The organism is Pseudomonas morbosilactucae (genome assembly GCF_023241715.1).
GTDB classification, from domain to species: Bacteria; Pseudomonadota; Gammaproteobacteria; order Pseudomonadales; family Pseudomonadaceae; genus Aquipseudomonas; species Aquipseudomonas morbosilactucae.
Genome location: NZ_JALQCW010000017.1, coordinates 21,748 through 41,532 on the forward strand (window position 1 = coordinate 21,748; position 19,785 = coordinate 41,532).

13 protein-coding genes and 1 pseudogene are annotated in these 19,785 nt (G+C 61.5%); 12 read left to right on the forward strand and 2 right to left on the reverse strand.

Annotated elements, in window-relative coordinates; translation table 11 throughout:
* The first annotated feature begins 52 nt into the window (after positions 1-52).
* The 12 genes and pseudogenes from M1B34_RS09025 to M1B34_RS09080 all read left to right on the forward strand — a co-directional run bounded on the left by M1B34_RS09025 (position 53) and on the right by M1B34_RS09080 (position 18,509).
* On the forward strand, positions 53-229 hold the full coding sequence (locus M1B34_RS09025; protein WP_003176118.1) for a hypothetical protein: 177 nt from the start codon (positions 53-55) through the stop codon (positions 227-229).
* Positions 213-3,167, forward strand: a complete 2,955-nt coding sequence (locus M1B34_RS09030; RefSeq protein WP_185039332.1) for a sensor histidine kinase — start codon at positions 213-215, stop codon at positions 3,165-3,167. Before M1B34_RS09025 ends, M1B34_RS09030 begins: the two co-directional genes overlap by 17 nt.
* Before the next feature lie 22 nt (positions 3,168-3,189).
* The gene (locus M1B34_RS09035; protein ID WP_123334957.1) at positions 3,190-4,617 is read left to right on the forward strand and encodes a sigma-54-dependent transcriptional regulator; all 1,428 of its coding nucleotides are present in this window, start codon (positions 3,190-3,192) and stop codon (positions 4,615-4,617) included.
* Positions 4,618-5,362: 745 nt separating this feature from the next.
* Positions 5,363-6,766, forward strand: coding sequence for a polynucleotide adenylyltransferase PcnB (locus M1B34_RS09040; protein WP_268264900.1), 1,404 nt, complete (start codon positions 5,363-5,365; stop codon positions 6,764-6,766).
* Positions 6,767-6,769: 3 nt separating this feature from the next.
* Positions 6,770-7,249, forward strand: a complete 480-nt coding sequence (gene folK / locus M1B34_RS09045) for a 2-amino-4-hydroxy-6-hydroxymethyldihydropteridine diphosphokinase (RefSeq protein ID WP_268264901.1) — start codon at positions 6,770-6,772, stop codon at positions 7,247-7,249.
* A 390-nt stretch (positions 7,250-7,639) separates the two neighbouring features.
* Entirely contained in the window at positions 7,640-8,440 is an 801-nt protein-coding gene (gene panB / locus M1B34_RS09050) for a 3-methyl-2-oxobutanoate hydroxymethyltransferase (protein ID WP_123334950.1), read from the forward strand.
* Positions 8,437-9,297, forward strand: a complete 861-nt coding sequence (gene panC, locus M1B34_RS09055) for a pantoate--beta-alanine ligase (RefSeq protein ID WP_123334948.1) — start codon at positions 8,437-8,439, stop codon at positions 9,295-9,297. Before panB ends, panC begins: the two co-directional genes overlap by 4 nt.
* A 450-nt stretch (positions 9,298-9,747) precedes the next feature.
* Positions 9,748-11,412 (forward strand): glucose-6-phosphate isomerase, encoded by a 1,665-nt coding sequence (gene pgi, locus M1B34_RS09060; RefSeq protein ID WP_123334947.1) that lies wholly within the window; start codon positions 9,748-9,750, stop codon positions 11,410-11,412.
* 118 nt (positions 11,413-11,530) lie between these two features.
* Positions 11,531-13,468: an acetate--CoA ligase gene (gene acs / locus M1B34_RS09065; RefSeq protein WP_268264902.1), complete on the forward strand. Its 1,938-nt coding sequence runs from the start codon at positions 11,531-11,533 to the stop codon at positions 13,466-13,468.
* Positions 13,469-13,525: 57 nt separating this feature from the next.
* Positions 13,526-14,392: an oxygenase MpaB family protein gene (locus tag M1B34_RS09070; protein WP_123334942.1), complete on the forward strand. Its 867-nt coding sequence runs from the start codon at positions 13,526-13,528 to the stop codon at positions 14,390-14,392.
* Positions 14,393-14,464: 72 nt separating this feature from the next.
* Positions 14,465-15,480: pseudogene (locus tag M1B34_RS09075) on the forward strand (class I SAM-dependent rRNA methyltransferase).
* Between the two features lie 107 nt (positions 15,481-15,587).
* Positions 15,588-18,509, forward strand: a complete 2,922-nt coding sequence (locus tag M1B34_RS09080) for a DUF748 domain-containing protein (protein ID WP_268264903.1) — start codon at positions 15,588-15,590, stop codon at positions 18,507-18,509.
* Between the two features lie 209 nt (positions 18,510-18,718).
* On the opposite strand, the gene M1B34_RS09085 is transcribed toward M1B34_RS09080, so the two are convergent.
* Entirely contained in the window at positions 18,719-19,075 is a 357-nt protein-coding gene (locus M1B34_RS09085) for a BON domain-containing protein (protein WP_123334937.1), read from the reverse strand.
* Between the two features lie 264 nt (positions 19,076-19,339).
* Positions 19,340-19,756 (reverse strand): pilin, encoded by a 417-nt coding sequence (locus tag M1B34_RS09090; protein ID WP_123334935.1) that lies wholly within the window; start codon positions 19,754-19,756, stop codon positions 19,340-19,342.
* Positions 19,757-19,785: the final 29 nt, after the last annotated feature.

Genomic DNA, 19,785 nt, shown 5'->3' on the forward strand with positions numbered 1-19,785 from the left:
CGTTACCATCGCCGCACGTTTTCGGGCACGCACACAATAAAGAGAGGCCGAGATGTACATCTATCGCTTGGTCCTGCTCCTGGTAGTGGGGATCTATCTGTTCTCCCCCGCCATCATGGATTGGTGGATCGATGCTACAGGCGCCTGGTATCGCCCGTATCTGCTCTGGCTGATTCTGATCGTCGTGACCTTTATCCTGCAGAGCCAAAAAGATGCCGATGAGCTTTAGCCTGACCCAGATGATCCTGATCAGCGCCGCCTACCTGCTGGTGCTGTTCGGGGTGGCCTGGATCAGCGAACGCGGCATGATCCCGCGCTCGATCATTCGCCACCCGCTGACCTACACCCTGTCGCTGGGGGTCTACGCCAGCGCCTGGGCGTTCTATGGCACGGTCGGGCTGGCCTATCAGTACGGCTACGGTTTCCTCTCCAGCTACCTCGGGGTCTCCGGGGCCTTTCTGCTGGCGCCAGTGCTGCTCTACCCGATCCTCAAGATCACCCGCACCTACCAGCTGTCTTCCCTGGCCGACCTGTTCGCCTTCCGCTTTCGCAGCACTTGGGCCGGTGCCCTGACCACTATCTTCATGTTGGTGGGGGTCTTGCCGTTGTTGGCCTTGCAGATCCAGGCGGTGGCCGACTCCATCAGCATCCTGACCCATGAACCGGTGCAGCACCGGGTGGCCTTGAGCTTTTGCGCGCTGATCACCCTGTTCACTATCTTCTTCGGCTCACGGCATATCGCCACCCGGGAAAAGCACGAAGGCCTGGTCTTCGCCATTGCCTTCGAATCGGTGATCAAGCTGATCGCCATCGGCGGTGTCGGCCTCTATGCCTTGTATGGCGTCTTCGACGGCCCGCAACAGCTGGAACTGTGGCTGCTGCAAAACCAGACGGCCCTCGCCGCCCTGCACACGCCGTTGCAGGAAGGTCCGTGGCGCACCCTGCTGCTGGTGTTCTTCGCCTCGGCGATCGTGATGCCGCACATGTATCACATGACCTTCACCGAAAACCTCAACCCCCGCGCCCTGGTCAGCGCCAGTTGGGGGCTGCCGTTGTTCCTGCTGCTGATGAGCCTGGCGGTGCCGCTGATTCTCTGGGCCGGGCTGAAGCTGGGCGCCACCACCAACCCCGAATACTTCACCCTCGGCATCGGCATTGCCGCCAACAGCAAGGCCCTGGCGTTGCTGGCCTATGTCGGCGGCCTGTCGGCGGCCAGCGGCTTGATCATCGTCACCACCCTGGCCTTGTCGGGCATGGCCCTCAACCACCTGGTGCTGCCGCTGTACCAGCCGCCGGCAGAGGGCAACATCTATCGCTGGCTGAAGTGGACCCGCCGCGCGCTGATCGTCGCCATCATCATGGCCGGCTATGGCTTTTACCTGTTGCTGGGGGCCGAGCAGGACCTGGCCAACCTGGGCATCGTCGCCTTCGTCGCCACCCTGCAATTCCTTCCAGGCGTGCTTTCGGTGCTCTACTGGCCGACCGCCAACCGCCGGGGTTTTATCGCCGGCTTGCTGGCGGGGGTGCTGGTCTGGCTGGTGACCATGCTGCTGCCGCTGATCGGTAACCTGCAGGGCTTCTATATCCCCCTGCTGAACATGATCTACGTGCTCGACGACACCAGTTGGCACATGGCGGCCATCGCCTCGCTAGCCGCCAACGTGCTGATGTTCACCCTGATCTCACTGTTCACCAACGCCAGTGCCGAGGAAGCCAGTGCTGCCGAAGCCTGCGCGGTGGACAACGTGCGCAGGCCACAACGCCGGGAACTGCATGCGGCGTCACCTCAAGAGTTCGCCACCCAGTTGGCCAAGCCCCTGGGTGCCAAGGCTGCGCAAAAAGAAGTCGAGCAAGCGCTGCGCGACCTGTACCTGCCCTTCGATGAACGCCGGCCTTATGCCTTGCGCCGCCTGCGTGACCGCATCGAGGCCAATCTCTCGGGGCTGATGGGCCCAAGCGTCGCCCAGGACATGGTGGAAACCTTCCTGCCTTATAAGGCAGGCGGCGAAAACTACGTCACCGAGGACATCCACTTCATCGAAAGCCGGCTGGAGGACTACCACTCGCGCCTCACCGGCCTGGCCGCAGAACTCGACGCCCTGCGCCGCTACCACCGGCAAACCCTGCAGGAACTGCCCATGGGCGTCTGTTCCCTGGCCAAGGACCAGGAAATCCTCATGTGGAACAAAGCCATGGAGGAGCTGACCGGGATCCCGGCCCAGCACGTGGTCGGCTCGCGCCTGATCACCATCGCCAACCCCTGGAAAGAACTGTTGCAAGGTTTTATCAACCTGCCCGATGAACACTTGCACAAGCAGCACTTGGCCCTCGACGGCCAGACCCGCTGGCTGAACCTGCACAAAGCTGCGATCGACGAGCCCCTGGCACCGGGTAACAGCGGCCTGGTACTGCTGGTGGAAGACCTCACCGAAACCCAAATGCTCGAAGACAAACTGGTGCACTCTGAACGCCTGGCGAGCATTGGCCGCCTAGCCGCCGGGGTGGCCCACGAAATCGGCAACCCGGTGACCGGCATTGCCTGCCTGGCGCAAAACCTGCGGGAAGAACGCGAGGACGACGGCGAACTCACCGAAATCAGCGGGCAGATCCTCGAGCAGACCAAGCGCATATCCCGCATCGTTCAGTCGCTGATGAGCTTCGCCCATGCCGGCAGCCATCAACACAATGACGAAGCGGTGTGCCTGGCCGAGGTCGCCCAAGATGCCATTGGTCTGCTGGCCCTGAACCGGCGCAATTTTGAAGTGCAGTTTTTCAACCTGTGCGATCCCGACCACTGGGTCGATGGTGATCCGCAACGGCTCGCCCAGGTGCTGATCAACTTGTTGTCCAACGCTCGCGACGCCTCACCGGCGGGCAGCGCGGTACGGGTCAAGAGCGAGGCTTTCGAACACACGGTCGACCTGATTGTGGAGGACGAAGGCAGTGGCATTCCGAAGAACATCATGGACCGATTGTTCGAACCCTTCTTCACCACCAAGGACCCTGGCGAAGGCACCGGACTGGGCCTTGCACTGGTCTATTCCATCGTTGAAGAGCATTATGGACAAATCACCATCGACAGCCCGGCTGATCCACACAGCCAACGCGGCACCCGTATTCGGGTGACCTTACCGCGTCATGTCGAAGCGACGTCCGCTGTGAACTGAGACCGTCGAGAGAATTGAATCAATGCCGCATATTCTGATCGTCGAAGACGAAACCATCATCCGCTCTGCCTTGCGTCGCCTGCTGGAGCGTAACCAGTATCAAGTGAGCGAAGCCGGCTCGGTGCAGGAAGCACAGGAGCGCTTCAGCATCCCCACCTTCGACCTGATTGTCAGTGACCTGCGTCTTCCCGGTGCCCCCGGCACCGAGCTGATCAAACTCGGCGAAGGCACGCCGGTGCTGATCATGACCAGCTATGCCAGCCTGCGCTCGGCCGTGGACTCGATGAAAATGGGCGCGGTGGATTACATCGCCAAGCCGTTCGACCACGACGAGATGCTCCAGGCCGTAGCGCGCATCCTGCGTGACCGGCAAAGCGCCGAGAGCAATCCGGCCGAACGCCCGGCAGGCAAGGCCGCCAACACCGCCGACAAGGCCGGTGCCAACAACAGCAACGGCGAGATCGGCATCATCGGCTCCTGCCCACCGATGCAGGACCTGTACAGCAAGATCCGAAAAGTGGCGCCCACCGACTCCAATGTGCTGATCCAGGGCGAGTCGGGCACCGGGAAGGAACTGGTGGCTCGCGCCCTGCACAACCTGTCCAAACGCGCCAAGGCACCGATGATTTCGGTGAACTGCGCGGCCATTCCGGAAACCCTGATCGAGTCCGAACTGTTCGGCCATGAAAAAGGCGCGTTTACCGGTGCCAGTGCCGGCCGCGCCGGCTTGGTCGAAGCGGCGGACGGCGGCACCCTGTTCCTCGATGAAATCGGCGAACTGCCCCTGGAAGCCCAGGCCCGCCTGCTGCGGGTGCTGCAGGAAGGCGAAATTCGTCGGGTGGGCTCGGTGCAGTCGCAGAAAGTCGACGTGCGCCTGATTGCGGCAACTCACCGGGACTTGAAGAGCCTGTCGAAGATCGGCCAGTTCCGCGAAGACCTTTTTTACCGGCTGCATGTGATCGCCTTGAAACTGCCAGCCCTGCGTGAGCGCGGCGCCGACGTCAACGAGATCGCCAATGCCTTCCTTGCACGCCAAAGTGCTCGCGTAGGCCGTACCGACCTGAAATTTGCGGCCGATGCCGAACAGGCGATCCGCCACTACTCCTGGCCCGGTAACGTGCGCGAACTGGAGAACGCGGTGGAGCGTGCGGTCATCCTGTGCGAAAGCCCGGAAATCTCCGCCGACTTGCTGGGCATCGACATCGAGCTGAGCGATCTGGAGGACGAGGAGTTCATCGGCCTGGCACCGCAAGCCGGTAACACCAGCCACGAACCCACCGAAGACCTGTCCCTGGAAGACTACTTCCAGCACTTCGTCCTTGAGCATCAGGACCACATGACCGAGACCGAGCTGGCGCGCAAACTAGGCGTCAGCCGCAAGTGCCTGTGGGAACGACGTCAGCGCCTGGGCATTCCACGGCGCAAGACCGGGGTGGCCAGCGAAAGCTGAATGGGGGCTGTCCGGAGTGTGGGTAACACTCGATTTTTTGCAAAAAACTGTTACCCACAACATTCCACGTAACAAAAGCCGGGGCTAAAGGTAACGAAGCCCCGGTTTTTTTTGCCCTGCAAAACACCCCCTCTTAGCCCTAACCCCTTGTTTTACTGGGCTTTGAAAAAGTTGGCACGGCATCTGCTATATGCTTAGTACAAAAACAATAACAAGCAATGCACAAGACAATAAAAATAAGACGAATCGACTCACGCACAATAAAAACAACACGGCGGAGGCGCAGCTAACTGATTCTTTTGGAGAGGCGTTGTACTTGGGGCTAGCCCCACAACCAGGCCGAGAACAACAAAAACTGTCCTAAGACAGAGCCTGAACTGGTTGGATCGATAGATCATTGCAACACAGCGATCAAAGCAATCCGTTTGCTCTTGGCTCCCGATTGGGAGGGTCACTTCGGGTTAACCGGGTGACAAGGGCGTTTAACAAAAACAAGAAGCCCGAAACCAATAATAAAAATAGAGCACGCAACTACTTCTGGGGGAGCTTCGGCTCCCCTTGTAGTTTCCGTCATTCACGCAACTCCCCCCCATAAGCTCTGAACGCCAGGTAACACGGCCCTTTCAGACGCCCCGCACAACTCGCCGCAGCTTCCTACACCATCCTCTGACTAAATGCTAGAATCCCCGCCCATCATGCGGTCATTCTTCGTTTTGGCCGAACATTCCTTCAAACAGTGCATCCCATGCTGAAGAAGTTGTTCCAGTCATTCCGTTCTCCCTTGCGTCGTACGCAACACCCACGCAGCACGCCTGAAGTGCTTAATAGCAGCCAACATTCGCTGCAGCGCGCCCAGTTCAGCCGTTATGCGGTGAATATCGTCGAGCGCCTGCAGAACGCCGGCTACCAGGCCTACCTGGTCGGCGGTTGCGTGCGCGACATGCTGCTCAATATCACCCCCAAGGATTTCGACGTCGCCACCAGCGCCACGCCGGAGCAAGTGCGGGCCGAGTTTCGTAACGCGCGCATCATCGGTCGTCGTTTCAAACTGGTGCACATCCACTTTGGTCGAGAAATCATCGAAGTCGCGACCTTCCGCGCCAATCACCCGCAGAACGAAGACGAGGAGGACAGCAACCAGTCCTCGCGCAACGAGAGCGGGCGCATTCTGCGGGACAATGTCTACGGCACCCTCGAAGAGGACGCCCAGCGCCGCGACTTCACCATCAACGCCCTCTATTACGACCCGGTCAGCGAGCGCATTCTCGACTACGCCAACGGCGTGCACGACATCCGCAATCATCTGGTGCGCCTGATTGGCGACCCACGTCAGCGTTACCAGGAAGACCCGGTGCGTATGCTGCGGGCCGTGCGTTTCGCCGCCAAGCTGGATTTCGGCATCGAGAAACACACCGCCACGCCGATTCGTGAACTGGCGCCCATGCTGCGGGAAATTCCTTCGGCGCGCCTGTTCGAAGAAGTTCTCAAGCTGTTCCTTTCGGGGCATGCCGCCGACACCTTCGAAATGCTGGTGGACCTGCAACTGTTCGATCCGCTGTTCCCGGCCAGTGCCGAGGCGCTGGAGCACAACCCGACGTACACCCACACCCTGATCAGCGAAGCCCTGGCCAACACCGACCTGCGCATCAAGCAGAACAAACCGGTAACACCGGCCTTCCTGTTCGCGGCCCTGCTCTGGCCCGCCCTGCCGACTCGCGTACTGCGCCTGCAGGAACGCGGCATGCCGCCGATCCCGGCCATGCAGGAAGCGGCTCACGAACTGATCGCCGAGCAATGCCAACGCATCGCCATCCCCAAGCGTTTTACCATGCCGATCCGCGAGATCTGGGACATGCAGGAGCGCCTGCCGCGGCGCAGCGGCAAACGGGCCGACCAGTTGCTGGACAACCCGCGTTTCCGCGCTGGCTACGACTTCCTGCTGCTGCGCGAAAGCGCCGGCGAGCAGACCGACGGCCTGGGTGAATGGTGGACCGACTACCAGGACGCCAACGAAGCCGGGCGCCGGGACATGATCCGCGACCTCAGCGGCAAGGACGAAGGCGCCAGCGGCGCACCGCGTAAGCGTCGCCGCAGCAGTGGCAGCAAACGCAAACGTGCCGCCGGCACCCCGGGTGCATCAGGCGAATAAGTGATGGAACGCATCTACATCGGCATGGGCAGCAACCTGGCGGCCCCGGAAGCACAACTGCGCAGCGCGATCGACGCGCTGGCGCAGTTGCCGCAAAGCCGATTGGTCGGGACCTCAGCCTTTTATCAAAGCGACTCCCTGCTGCCCGGCCAGCCGCGCTACACCAATGCGGTGGCGGTCCTGGACAGCGACCTCGCGCCCCTGGCACTGCTCGATGCGCTGCAAGCCATCGAAAACGATCAAGGCCGCGAGCGCCTTGAACGCTGGGGACCGCGAACCCTCGACCTGGACATCTTGCTGTTTGGCGATCGTCTGATCGACGAACCCCGCCTCAAGGTCCCCCACTACCATATGCAGGCGCGCGCCTTCGTCCTCTATCCCCTGGCGGAGCTGGCCCCGGAAAACCTGCAACTGGCCGATGGCCGCCACCTCAAGGATTTGCTTGCTGCCTGCCCATTTGTCGGCCTGGAACGCCTCGCCTGAAAGCTGAATCGCATCAGTAACGGCGGTAACATCCACGGCGTAACAAGGCGGTAACACATCTAATTGACTTCCCGAGTTCTCCTCACGACTATAGGCGTCCCGTTGCCGCCGTCATGGCGTTACAGGGCGCAATTCAAGCTATGTGTAGGCGTAGCAACCCCAGGGAAGAACCGGCATCCACAGCTGCATAAGGGCGGTGGCACCCGCTGTTTACAGCTGCGCCGAGCACCGGGTCAGGTGCACGCAGCGCAGGCCGAACGCCTGCCATTGAGGCACATCGCTTGAAACCAGGCTCTATAAGCACGACACAAGACCGTGCGCCTGAATAACGAAGAATCACGCGCGTTACTCGCAGTAGTTTCCAAAGCGCCTGAATGAGGACCCCTTTTCATGCCAGACATCACTCTGACCACCCTGCAAAGCCTCAAGCAGAAAGGTGAAAAGATCACCATGCTGACCTGCTATGACGCGACCTTCGCCCACACCTGCTGCCAGGCTGGCGTCGAAGTCCTGCTAGTGGGCGACTCCCTGGGCATGGTCCTGCAGGGGCACGACAGCACCCTGCCAGTGACCACTGCCGACATGGCCTACCACGTGGCGGCGGTGAAACGCGGCAACCAGGGTGCCCTGATCCTCGCGGACCTGCCCTTCATGGCCTACGCCACCACCGAACAAGCGCTGAACAACAGCGCCCAGCTGATGCAGGCCGGTGCGCACATGGTCAAGGTCGAAGGTGCCGTGTGGTTGGCGGAGTCGATTCGCCTGTTGGCCGAGCGCGGTGTTCCGGTGTGCGCCCACATGGGCCTGACCCCACAAGCGGTGAACATCCTCGGCGGCTACAAGGTCCAGGGGCGCAATGAAAACCAGGCGCGGCAGATGCGCGCTGACGCCATTGCACTGGAACAGGCCGGCGCAGCCATGCTCCTGCTGGAATGCGTACCCAGCGAGCTGGCAGCAGAAATTACCCAAGCGGTGAAAATCCCGGTGATCGGTATCGGTGCCGGCAGTGCCACCGACGGCCAGGTGCTGGTCATGCACGACATGCTGGGGCTGTCCCTCACCGGTCGTGCGCCAAAATTCGTGAAGAACTTCATGGAAGGCCAAGACAGTATCCAAGCCGCGTTCAGCGCGTATGTCGCTGAAGTCAAAGCCGGGACCTTCCCAGGCGTCGAGCACGGGTTTTCCGCATGAACACTGTAAAAACCGTGCGCGAACTGCGCGCAGCTGTTGCCCGTGCGCGCAATGAAGGCAAACGCATCGGCTTCGTGCCCACCATGGGCAATCTGCACAGCGGCCACGCGGCGCTGGTGGCCAAGGCCGCCCAGCGTGTGGACTTCGTGGTCGCGAGCATCTTCGTCAACCCGCTGCAATTCGGCGCTGGCGAAGACTTGGACAAATATCCGCGCACCTTGCTTGCCGACCAGGAAAAGCTGCTGGAAGCAGGCTGCCATTTGCTGTTCGCCCCCAGCGTTGAAGAGATGTACCCCGATGGCATGGCCGGGCAGACCCGGGTCAGCGTGCCCCAGCTCTCCGAAGGCCTGTGCGGCGCCAGCCGTCCGGGGCACTTTGAAGGCGTGGCCACGGTGGTCAGCAAGCTGTTCAACATGGTCCAGCCGGACCTCGCTGTCTTCGGCCAGAAGGACTTCCAGCAACTGGCGGTCATCCGCGCCCTGGCCCACGACCTGAACCTGCCGATCCAGATCATTGGCGAGCCCACCGTGCGTGCTGCCGACGGCCTGGCCCTGTCATCACGCAACGGTTACCTCAACGAAGAACAGCGGGCCATCGCCCCGGCCTTGTATCGCAGCCTGAGCCAGATCGCCCAGGCCATTCGCGATGGCGAGCGGGACTACCCGAAGCTCTTGGCCGAACAGCAGCAACAGCTCGAAGCCCAAGGGTTCCGTCGGGACTATCTGGAAATTCGCCAGGCCATGAACCTGCGTCCAGCCACTGCCGATGATCGCGACCTGGTGATTCTGGTGGCCGCCTACCTGGGCGCCACACGGCTGATCGACAACCTGCACCTGAACCTCGACACACCGGCGTAAACGCCGGATTGCCCGGCGTCACACCTTCGGGCAAACTGCCGCCCGCCGGGGCCTGCAGCCACAACTGCCAGGCCCCGTTCAAGGATCTGCCCCGGGAACACTCAGGCACGCCATCAGGCTCAACTTCAAGCCGCGCATCTGCACAGGACCCCGGCAACGAACTGAGCCACACCAGCCGCACGCTTGCTATTCAGTTGGCCTGAGCCCTTCCCCCGATTTCTTCATCCGCAAACCCGCCTGGAGCTCTGGAAGCCTGCACCGGTATAAAAAAGTACTGGCCAGCGGTTAGACAAAGCCAAGACAGATCGGCACGCGGGAGTTACTGTAATCGCCCTGCGTGATGAATCGTGTCAGCGCAGGGTTGACCGAACCTGGACCCTGCCCCCACGCAGGACGTTCCGGGCTATTCAGTGTCCAAAAGGCAGTTCAAGCAAAAGGAAAACCGCAGCGATGGCGTACTACCGCACTCCTCACGACGTTACCGCTCTGCCCGCCTGGCAAGCGTTGAATGACCACCGCCAAGCCATGCAGGATTTCAGCATGCGCGAGGCCTTTAATGCCGACCCACAGCGCTTTCATCACTTCAGCCTGAGCAGCTGTGGGCTGTTTCTGGATTACTCGAAAAACCTGATCAGCAGCGAAACCCGCGACCTGCTGGTGGGCCTGGCCGACGAAGTCGGCCTGAAGGATGCGATCAAGGCACTGTTTTCCGGCGAGACCGTGAACTCCTCCGAAGGGCGTCCAGCCCTGCACACCGCGCTGCGCCGTCCCGTGGGCGACAAGCTGTCGGTCAACGGCGTCAACGTGATGCCCGAAGTGCACAAGGTACTGAACCAGATCACCGAGCTGGTCGGCCGCATCCACGACGGCCTGTGGCGCGGCTACAGCGAAAAACCGATCACCGACGTGGTTAACATCGGCATCGGCGGCTCCTTCCTGGGCCCGGAACTGGTGTCCGAGGCGCTGTTGTCCTACGCCCACAAAGGCGTGCGCTGCCACTACCTGGCGAACATCGACGGCAGTGAGTTCCATGAGCTGTCGGCGAAGATTCGTGCTGAAACCACCTTGTTCATCGTCTCGTCCAAGTCCTTCAATACCCTGGAAACCCTGAAGAACGCCCAGGCAGCCCGGGCTTGGTACCTGGCCCAGGGCGGTTCAGAAGCCGAGCTGTACCGGCACTTCATCGCCGTTTCCAGCAACAATGCGGCGGCGGTGGCTTTCGGCATTCGCGAAGAGAACATCTTCCCGATGTGGGACTGGGTCGGCGGGCGCTACTCGCTGTGGTCGGCCATCGGCCTGCCTATCGCTCTGGCCATCGGCATGTCCAACTTCAAGGAGCTGCTGTCCGGCGCCTACACCATGGACCAGCATTTCCAGAGCGCGCCGTTCGAACAGAACATGCCGGTGCTGCTGGCCCTGCTTGGCGTGTGGTACGGCAACTTCTGGGGCTCCCAGGCCCACGCGATCCTGCCGTACGACCACTACCTGCGTAACATCACCAAGCACCTGCAGCAGTTGGACATGGAATCCAACGGCAAGAGCGTGCGCCAGGACGGTACGCCCGTGTCCACCGACACCGGTCCGGTGATCTGGGGTGGCGTCGGCTGCAACGGCCAGCACGCTTACCACCAGTTGCTGCACCAAGGCACCCAATTGATCCCGGCCGACTTCATCGTGCCGATCGTCAGCTTCAACCCGGTGGCCGATCACCACCAATGGCTGTACGCCAACTGCCTGTCGCAAAGCCAGGCGCTGATGCTCGGCAAAACCCGCGCCGAAGCCGAAGCCGAGCTGCGTGAAAAAGGCCTCAGCGAAGACGAAGTGCAGAAACTTGCACCGCACAAGGTGATCCCGGGCAACCGTCCGAGCAACACCCTGGTGGTCGAGCGCATCAGCCCGCGGCGCCTGGGCGCGCTGGTGGCGATGTACGAACACAAAGTCTTCGTGCAGAGCGTGATCTGGGGCATCAACGCCTTCGACCAGTGGGGCGTGGAGCTGGGCAAGGAACTGGGCAAGGGCGTCTACAGCCGCCTCACCGGCAGCGAAGAAACCCCGGCCGAAGATGCGTCCACCCAAGGCTTGATCAACTACTTCCGCGGTCGTCACCGCGGCTGATCCGCGCTTTGCCTTTGCAGGGGCCGGCCCGCCGCCCCCTGCAACCCTCCCCCTTGAACCTTGCCCGCCTTTCTGCGCACCCTTATGCCTTGTCGTAAAACAAGAATAAGGATCCGTCATGTTCGATATCAGCCGTTTTCCACACGCCGATGCCGTCCGCCAGGCGGCACAACTCAGCCAAGACGACTACCAAAGCCTCTACCGCCAGTCGATTGAGCAGCCCGACACCTTCTGGGCCGAACAGGCCAAGCGCTTCCTGCGCTGGAGCACACCCTGGACTCAGGTCCACAGCCACGACATGCGCACCGGTGCCGCCAGTTGGTTCAGCGGTGGCCAACTCAACGTCAGCGACAACTGCATCGACCGTCATCTGGAAAAACGCGGCGATCAGGCTGCGATCATCTGGGAGGGTGACAACCCAAACGACTCCCAGCGCATTACTTACCGAGAACTGCACCAACGGGTCTGCCGCCTGGCCAACGTACTGAAAAGCTGTGGCGTGAAAAAAGGCGACCGCGTGTGCATCTACATGCCAATGATTCCCGAAGCGGCCTACGCCATGCTCGCCTGCACCCGTATCGGCGCGGTGCACTCGGTGGTCTTTGGTGGCTTCTCACCCGAAGCCCTGCGTGACCGGATTCGCGATGCCGACTGCCGGACCGTAATCACTGCCGATGAAGGCGTGCGCGGAGGCAAGTTCGTGCCCTTGAAGAGCAACGTCGACAAAGCCCTGCTCAGTTGCCCGGATGTCAGCAGCGTGGTGGTGGTCGCACGGACCAACAACCCCGTGGACTGGGTGCAGGGCCGCGACCTGTGGTACCAACAGGCAGTCAACGACGCCAGCGACCAATGCCCCGCCGAGCCGATGGACGCCGAAGACCCGCTGTTTATCCTCTATACCTCCGGCAGCACCGGCAAACCCAAGGGCGTACTGCACAGCACCGGCGGTTACCTGCTGCAAGCAGCCATGACCTTCAAGTACGTGCTGGACTACCGCGACGGCGAAATCTTCTGGTGCACCGCCGACGTTGGCTGGGTCACCGGGCACAGCTACATTCTGTACGGCCCCCTGGCCAATGGCGCCACCACCCTGATGTTCGAAGGCGTGCCCAGCTACCCCAGCAGTTCGCGCTTCTGGGAAGTGGTGGACAAGCACCAAGTCAATATTTTCTACACCGCGCCCACCGCCTTGCGTGCGCTGATGCGTGAAGGCTCCGGGCCGCTGGAAAAAACCTCGCGCAGCAGCCTGCGCCTGCTGGGCAGTGTCGGCGAGCCGATCAACCCGGAAGCCTGGGAGTGGTACTTCAATGCCGTCGGCCAGCAGCGCTGCCCGATCGTCGATACCTGGTGGCAGACCGAGACCGGCGGCATCATGCTCAGCCCCCTGGTCAGCAGCACCCGGATCAAACCCGGTTGCGCCTCAACCCCGATGTTTGGCGTACAACCGGTGCTGCTCAACGACCAGGGCCAGGAAATCCAGGGCGCCGGCAGCGGCATCCTGGCGATCAAGGCCAGTTGGCCGGCGCAGATCCGCAGCGTCTACGGCGACCCGAAACGCATGGTCGAAACCTACTTCGCCCCCTACCCCGGCTACTACTTCACCGGCGACGGCGCCCGCCGCGATGAGGATGGGGACTACTGGATCACCGGGCGTATTGACGACGTGATCAATGTGTCCGGGCACCGCATCGGTACCGCAGAAGTGGAAAGCGCCCTGGTGCTGCACGACAACATCGCCGAGGCGGCGGTGGTGGGCTACCCCCATGACGTCAAGGGCCAAGGCATCTATGCCTTTGTCACACCGATGCAGGGCGTTGAACCCGACGAGGCACTGAAGAAGGAACTGCTGGCACTGGTCAGCCGGGAAATCGGCAGCTTCGCCAAACCGGACCTGATCCAGTGGGCTCCGGCCCTGCCAAAAACCCGTTCGGGCAAAATCATGCGGCGCATCCTGCGCAAGATCGCCTGCAACGAACTCGATACCCTGGGTGACACCTCGACCCTGGCCGACCCGAGCGTGGTCGACGGGCTGATCGACAAACGCCTGAACGCCTGATCTGATGGCGGCGCGGTGCAAGCCGCGCCTACTTTTCCAGCCACGCATCGAACCCTTATGGAATTCATCCGCAGTCGCATCGAACACCAGGTGATGAGTTTGTCCGGCCTGTCACTGGGCCAACTTGACCTCGAAAACCCCAAGGGCGACCCCGGCCTGTTCGGCCCGGACTCGGTCAGTTGGCAGGTGCATGGCGACTTCAGCAGCATGTTGATCGGTGGCATCAGTGCCCTGCTGATGCAGGCCTTGCACCCGCTGGCCCTGGCCGGTGTCTGGGACCACTCGAACTTTCGCCAGGACATGCTCGGGCGCCTGCGCCGTACCGGCCAGTTCATTTCCGGCACCACCTTTGGTTCGCGCCAGGACGCCGAATGGCTGATCGACAAGGTGCGCACCATTCACTTGCGCATCGTCGGCACGGCCCCCGATGGCCGGCCCTACGCGGCCAGCGATCCGGACTTGCTGACCTGGGTGCATGTCGCCGAAGTCAGCAGTTTTCTTGCCGCTCACCTGCGTTACCGCAACCCACAGTTATCGGCGGCCGACCAGGATCGTTACTATGCCGAAATCGCCCTGATTGCCGAACGCCTGGGTGCCCGGGAGGTTCCTCGCTCGCGCCGGGAGGTGGCCGACTACTTGCAACGCCTGCGCCCCGAACTGCTGTGCGACGAGCGCAGCCGCGAGGTGCTGCGCCTGCTGCTGGCTGCGCCCGCCCCCAGCCAGTTGGCCAAGCCCTTCGGCGCCCTGATGATGCAGGCCGGTATCGACCTGTTGCCGGATTGGGCCAGCGCCATGCTCGACATCACCCAGAGCCCTCTGCAACGCAAACTGATTCGCGCCAGCGTCAATCGCAGTGCGCCGATGCTGCGCTGGGCGGTGCGCAACGGTTCGGTGCAACGAGCAAAGCGGCGCATGGGGCTGTAGGGCTGCAAAAACATCGCCCCACTCGCCGACGCTGTTAAACTGCCGCGCCCAATCCATCGCAAGGCGCCACGCATGTCTTCCTTGAATCAGGCGCTGCGCGCCGCCCTCGATCATCGCCAGGACCTGCTCGCCGAGCTGCATCAGCAAGGCACCGACTGCTACCGGCTGTTCCACGGCAGCCAGGAAGGCGCCGGCGGCCTGACCATCGACCGCTATGGCCCGCAACTGCTGGTGCAAAGCTTCCACCAGCCTCTGGAACGCGAGGCGCTGCTGGAGCTGCATGCCACGGTCGAACAGGCCTTGGACCTGCCCAGCCTGCTGGTCTACAACGACCGCTCCCGCGGCAACTCACGCATCGATCGCGAAGACACGGTGTACCGCGCTGAAGACGCGGCCCTGCAAGACCTGGTCGGTCACGAGTGGGGCCTGAATTATCGGGTCCGCGGCCGCCATGCCGGGCAAGACCCGCTGCTGTTCCTCGACCTGCGCAACGCCCGGGGCTGGGTCAAGCAACACAGCGCCGGCAAAAGCGTGCTCAACCTCTTTGCCTACACCTGCGGCGTCGGCCTGAGTGCTGCGGCCGGCGGTGCGCGGGAGGTGTGCAACCTGGACTTCGCCGAAGGCAACCTGGCAGTAGGCCGAGAGAACGGTGCGCTAAACCCCGCGCTGCCGGAGATGCAATTCGTGCAGTCCGATTATTTCCCGGCTATTCGCCAATTGGCCGGCCTGCCCATCACCCAGCGGCGCGGGCACAAACTGCCGAGCTATCCACGCCTGGAGCAGCGCCAATACGACCTGGTGCTGCTCGACCCGCCCGCCTGGGCCAAGAGTGCGTTCGGCACGGTCGACCTGCTGCGTGACTATCAGAGCCTGCTCAAGCCGGCACTGCTGGCCACGGCCGAGGACGGGGTGCTGATCTGCTGCAACAACCTGGCAAAAGTCGCCATGGACGATTGGCGTGACCAAGTGCTGCGCTGTGCGGAAAAAGCCGGGCGCCGGTCCGCGACTGCCAGGTGCTGACCCCGGGCCTGGATTTCCCCTCCAACGACCAACAGCCCCCCTTGAAAACCTTGATCCTGCAGTTGTGAATACGGCCCGTGAAATCTGAACAATCCTGATCCAAGGGATTGTTTCGGAACCGGAAACGCGTGCCATACTCCAAGGCACTTCCGATATCAGACAGATGAAGCCTCGCATGACCAAAGGATTGATTCGCGCTATCGGCGCCTTGTTGACTGCCCTGGCCCTTTACAGTCTGTTGGGCTTTCTGATTTTGCCGGGCATCGCCTTGCGAGTGGCCAACCAGCAGTTGGCCAACTACGCGACCACACCGGCCCATATCCAACGCATCGAACTCAACCCGTTCAGCCTTGAACTGACCGTCTGGGGCCTGACCCTGGGCGAACCGGGCAAGGAACATGTGGCCTTCGAACGCCTGTACGCCAACCTGCAGTTGGACAGTCTGTGGACCCGCGCACTGCACTTGGCGGATGTCGAACTGGACAAGCCCAAGACCGAGATCCTCTTCGACAAGGCTGGCAAGCTCAACCTGCTGAGCTTGTTCAAGCTGCCAGCCAGCGAACCGACCCCGGCCGATCCGGAAGCCAAGCCCTTCCCCCTGAGAATCGAGCGCATCAAACTGGCCGGTGGTTATGTGCACTTCCAGGACCTGCGCCCCAGCGAGCCCATCGAATTCCTTTACGACAAACTCGATTTCGAGTTGAAAAACCTCAGCACCCTGCCCGATGACAGCGCCGACATGACCCTGGTGGCGGCCGGCCCCGAAGGTGGACAGATCGATTGGGCCGGTAACTTCAGCCTGGCTCCCATCGCCTCTGAAGGTACCTTGAAGGTCACCGACGGCAAGATGAAAGCCTGGTGGCCCTACGTCCGCGATGCGGTGCCGCTGGTACTGGAAGACGGGGTGCTGAATTTCAATACTCACTATAAATTCAACCTGTCGAAGAACACCGAACTGCTGCTCGACAACACCTCCCTGAGCGTCGCGCCATTCGCCATCAAGGCGCCAGACGGCCGCCCCCTGGCACGCCTGGAGCGCCTGGACGTCAGTGAAACCACGGTGGACTTGGCCAAGCAACAGGTGATCGTCGGCAAGGTCCGCAGCCAGAAACTGGAAACCTGGGCAGCCCTGGAAGCCGACGGTCAGCTGGACTGGCAGAAGCTCTTCGCCAGCCAACCGGCCAAGCCGGCCCCGGCGCCTACCCCGGCCGCTGCCGATTCACCCAAGCCGGCTCCTGCTGCGCCGAGCAAGCCTTGGCAAGTGCTGCTCAAGGATGTGCAACTGCGCAACTATCAGGTGCACCTGGCCGATCGCCAGGCCAAACCCGCAGTCGCCCTGGAAGTCGGGCCGCTGAACCTCGACCTGCAAAATTTCGACAGCCTCAACCAGTCGCCTTTCACCCTCAAGCTCGATACCGGCCTGGGCAAGCAGGGCAAGATTCTCGCCACCGGCGAAGTCAATCTGCAGCCGGTCAGCGCCAAGCTCAAGGTGCAGAGCAAAGACATCGACCTGCGGGTGGCCCAGTCCTACATCAGCCCGTTCATTCGCCTGGAACTGCGCAGCGGCATGCTCGGCAGCGACCTTGCGGTGGACCTGAAAAAGCTGGAGCCGCTGACCTTCAGCATCACCGGCCGCGCCGAGATCAATCAGTTGCACACCCTGGACACCCTGAAGACCCGCGACTTCGTGAAGTGGAAACAGGTGGTGGTCGAGGGCCTCAACTATCAGCACGGTGACCGCCTCGACATCACCCGGGTCAACCTGATCCAGCCCTATGCCCGTTTCATCATCAACGACGACCGCACCACCAACGTCGATGACCTGCTGATTCCGCAGCCGGCTGGCGGCGCCAGCTCGTCCAGCGCTAAGAAGTCGTCGGGCAGCAGCAAGCCGCTGGGCATCCACATCGGTGAAATCGCCATCAACGACGGCTCGGCGAACTTTGCCGACCTTAGCCTGACGCCCAACTTCGCCACCGCCGTGCAACAGCTCAACGGCCAGATCGGCACCATCGACAGCCGCAAGGCCGAACCGGCCAGTGTCGACGTCAAGGGCAAGGTCGACCGCTATGCACCGGTCACCATCAAAGGCAGCGTCAACCCCTTCGACCCGATGGCAGCGCTGGACATCGCCACCAGTTTCAAACGGGTCGAGCTGACCACCCTGACCCCCTACTCGGGGAAGTTTGCCGGGTTCCGTATTCGCAAAGGCCGGCTCAACCTCGACCTGCACTACATGATCACCAAGGGCCAGCTCAAAGCTGAAAACAAGCTGGTGGTGGAACAACTGCAACTGGGTGAGAAGGTCGACAGCCCCGATGCGGTGGACCTGCCGATCCGCCTGGCAGTGGCGCTGCTCAAGGACACCGATGGCAAGATTTCCATCGAGCTGCCGATTTCCGGCGACCTCAATAACCCGCAGTTCAGCGTCATGCCGATCGTCTGGCAGACCCTGCGCAACCTGGTCCTGCGGGCAGCCCAGGCACCGTTCAAATTCATTGGCGGGCTGATCGGCGGGGGCGGTGCGCAAGACCTTGGCAACGTGTCCTTCGCCCCGGGTTCCAGTGAGTTGAGTAAAGAATCCGAGTCGGCGCTGACCACCTTGTCCAAAGCCCTGAAGGAACGGCCAACCCTGCGCCTGGAGATCGAAGGCACCAGCGCGCAAAGCAGCGACGGCCCGTTTATCGCCGAACAACGCCTTGAGCGTGAGTACCAGTACAACTACTACAAGATGCTCCAGCGTCGTGGCGATAAAGTCCCGGCGCAGGCATCCCTGCTGCAAGTGCCAGAGAATGAAAAAGCGCCGCTGCTGGAAGGCATCTACCGCACCCGCCTGAAGCAGCAACCGCCGGCCGAATGGGCTCAACTGGGCCGCGACGAACGCAGCGCCAAGCTGCGCGAAGGGGTGATTCAGTTCTGGAGTTCCAGTGACGTGCTGTTGCGCCAACTGGGCCAAGAGCGGGCCAGCAGCATCAAGGACTTCCTGGTGGATAAAGGCCAACTCGCGGACGACCGTGTGTACTTCATCGACGCCAACCTGGGGCAAGCGGAAAGTGATGGTCGCGTCGTGACCCCGTTGCATTTGGACGCTGAGTAAAACCGGGACGCCCATTAAACCTAAGCGACGTCACCAAGCGGCCAGCCAGCCGGCCCCGGACTTTTCCGACGCCAATAGAACAGGCCCCGGCACATGGTGCCGGGGCCTGTAATGACCACATCCTTGTGGTCTTCGCATGAACCTTAGAGAAGCGGTAGGCCGGTATTGCCTACCGCGACCTCTCCCTGTCCAGGCAAGAAGCGTGCGCCTTACTCGGCTTTCAGGCCGTCAGCGGAAACCGCTTTAACGCCTTTGATTTTCTTGGTGATCGCAACAGCGGTGGCTTTCTGGGCATCGGTGACCGCAACAGTGGACGACAGCGACACTACGCCTTTGTTGGTCTCTACCTTGATGTCGGTACCAGGAATGCCTTTCTCGGTAACCAGATCGCTTTTCACTTTGGTGGTGATCCAGGTGTCAGAGGTCGCCTCTTTAGCCTTGTCGACTTCACCAGCAGCTACAACCATAGGTGACTGGGTGTGTTGAGTGGTCTGCGCAAATGCTGCGTTGGCCATGGTCAGGGTCAGAGCGGTAGCAGTTGCGGCAGCGATAGCGAACTTCTTCATACGAGTAACTCCTGTTCTTTTAGAAAACCTGAGCCGTTGTCCTGGCTTCAGGGTTACCAGGGATACTGCAGGCGCTGTGCCAACTTTTGATCGCTATAAAAATACATATAAATCAATAACTTATAAAAAACACAAAAAATCGGAATCATGCAATTTGCATGACCGGCTGCCAACCTGCATGCAAGTTGCGGTTTCTCCAAGGGCTGGTGGAGACGCTGTGGCGGCTCCCCCTTTTAGCGGTCGAACCTCAAGACTGAGAAGCCTTCAAGCACTCTCCGCGCTGCAGCCCTTGGGCACGTAATCCACAGCGACTGAGGTGGCACAGGCCCACCCCGTCACCGGCGAGCGTGTAAGGGTCAGGGTCTTGTTCAATACCGGGCTAGGGGCATTGAGCAGGGTGCAGGCAATCGTCCCCTCTCCACTGCTCGCCGCTCCCGTCGCGGTCATCAGGCAGTTAGCGCTCTGGGCCATAGCGCCCAGCAGTTCCAAGGTCGGATCGACGCCCTGGTTGAGTACATCCTCAAAGTGGACCTTCAGGGCCGAGGCTTCAGCCAGGGCCGCCATCACCTTGGCCCGGGCCTGGTACTTGGAATACAGCGGCAGGGCCACCGTTGCCAGGATGCCGATAATGGCCACCACGACCAGTAGCTCGATCAGGGTAAAACCGTACTGACGCTTCATAGAAAGGCTCCATGCCTAAACAAAGGTTT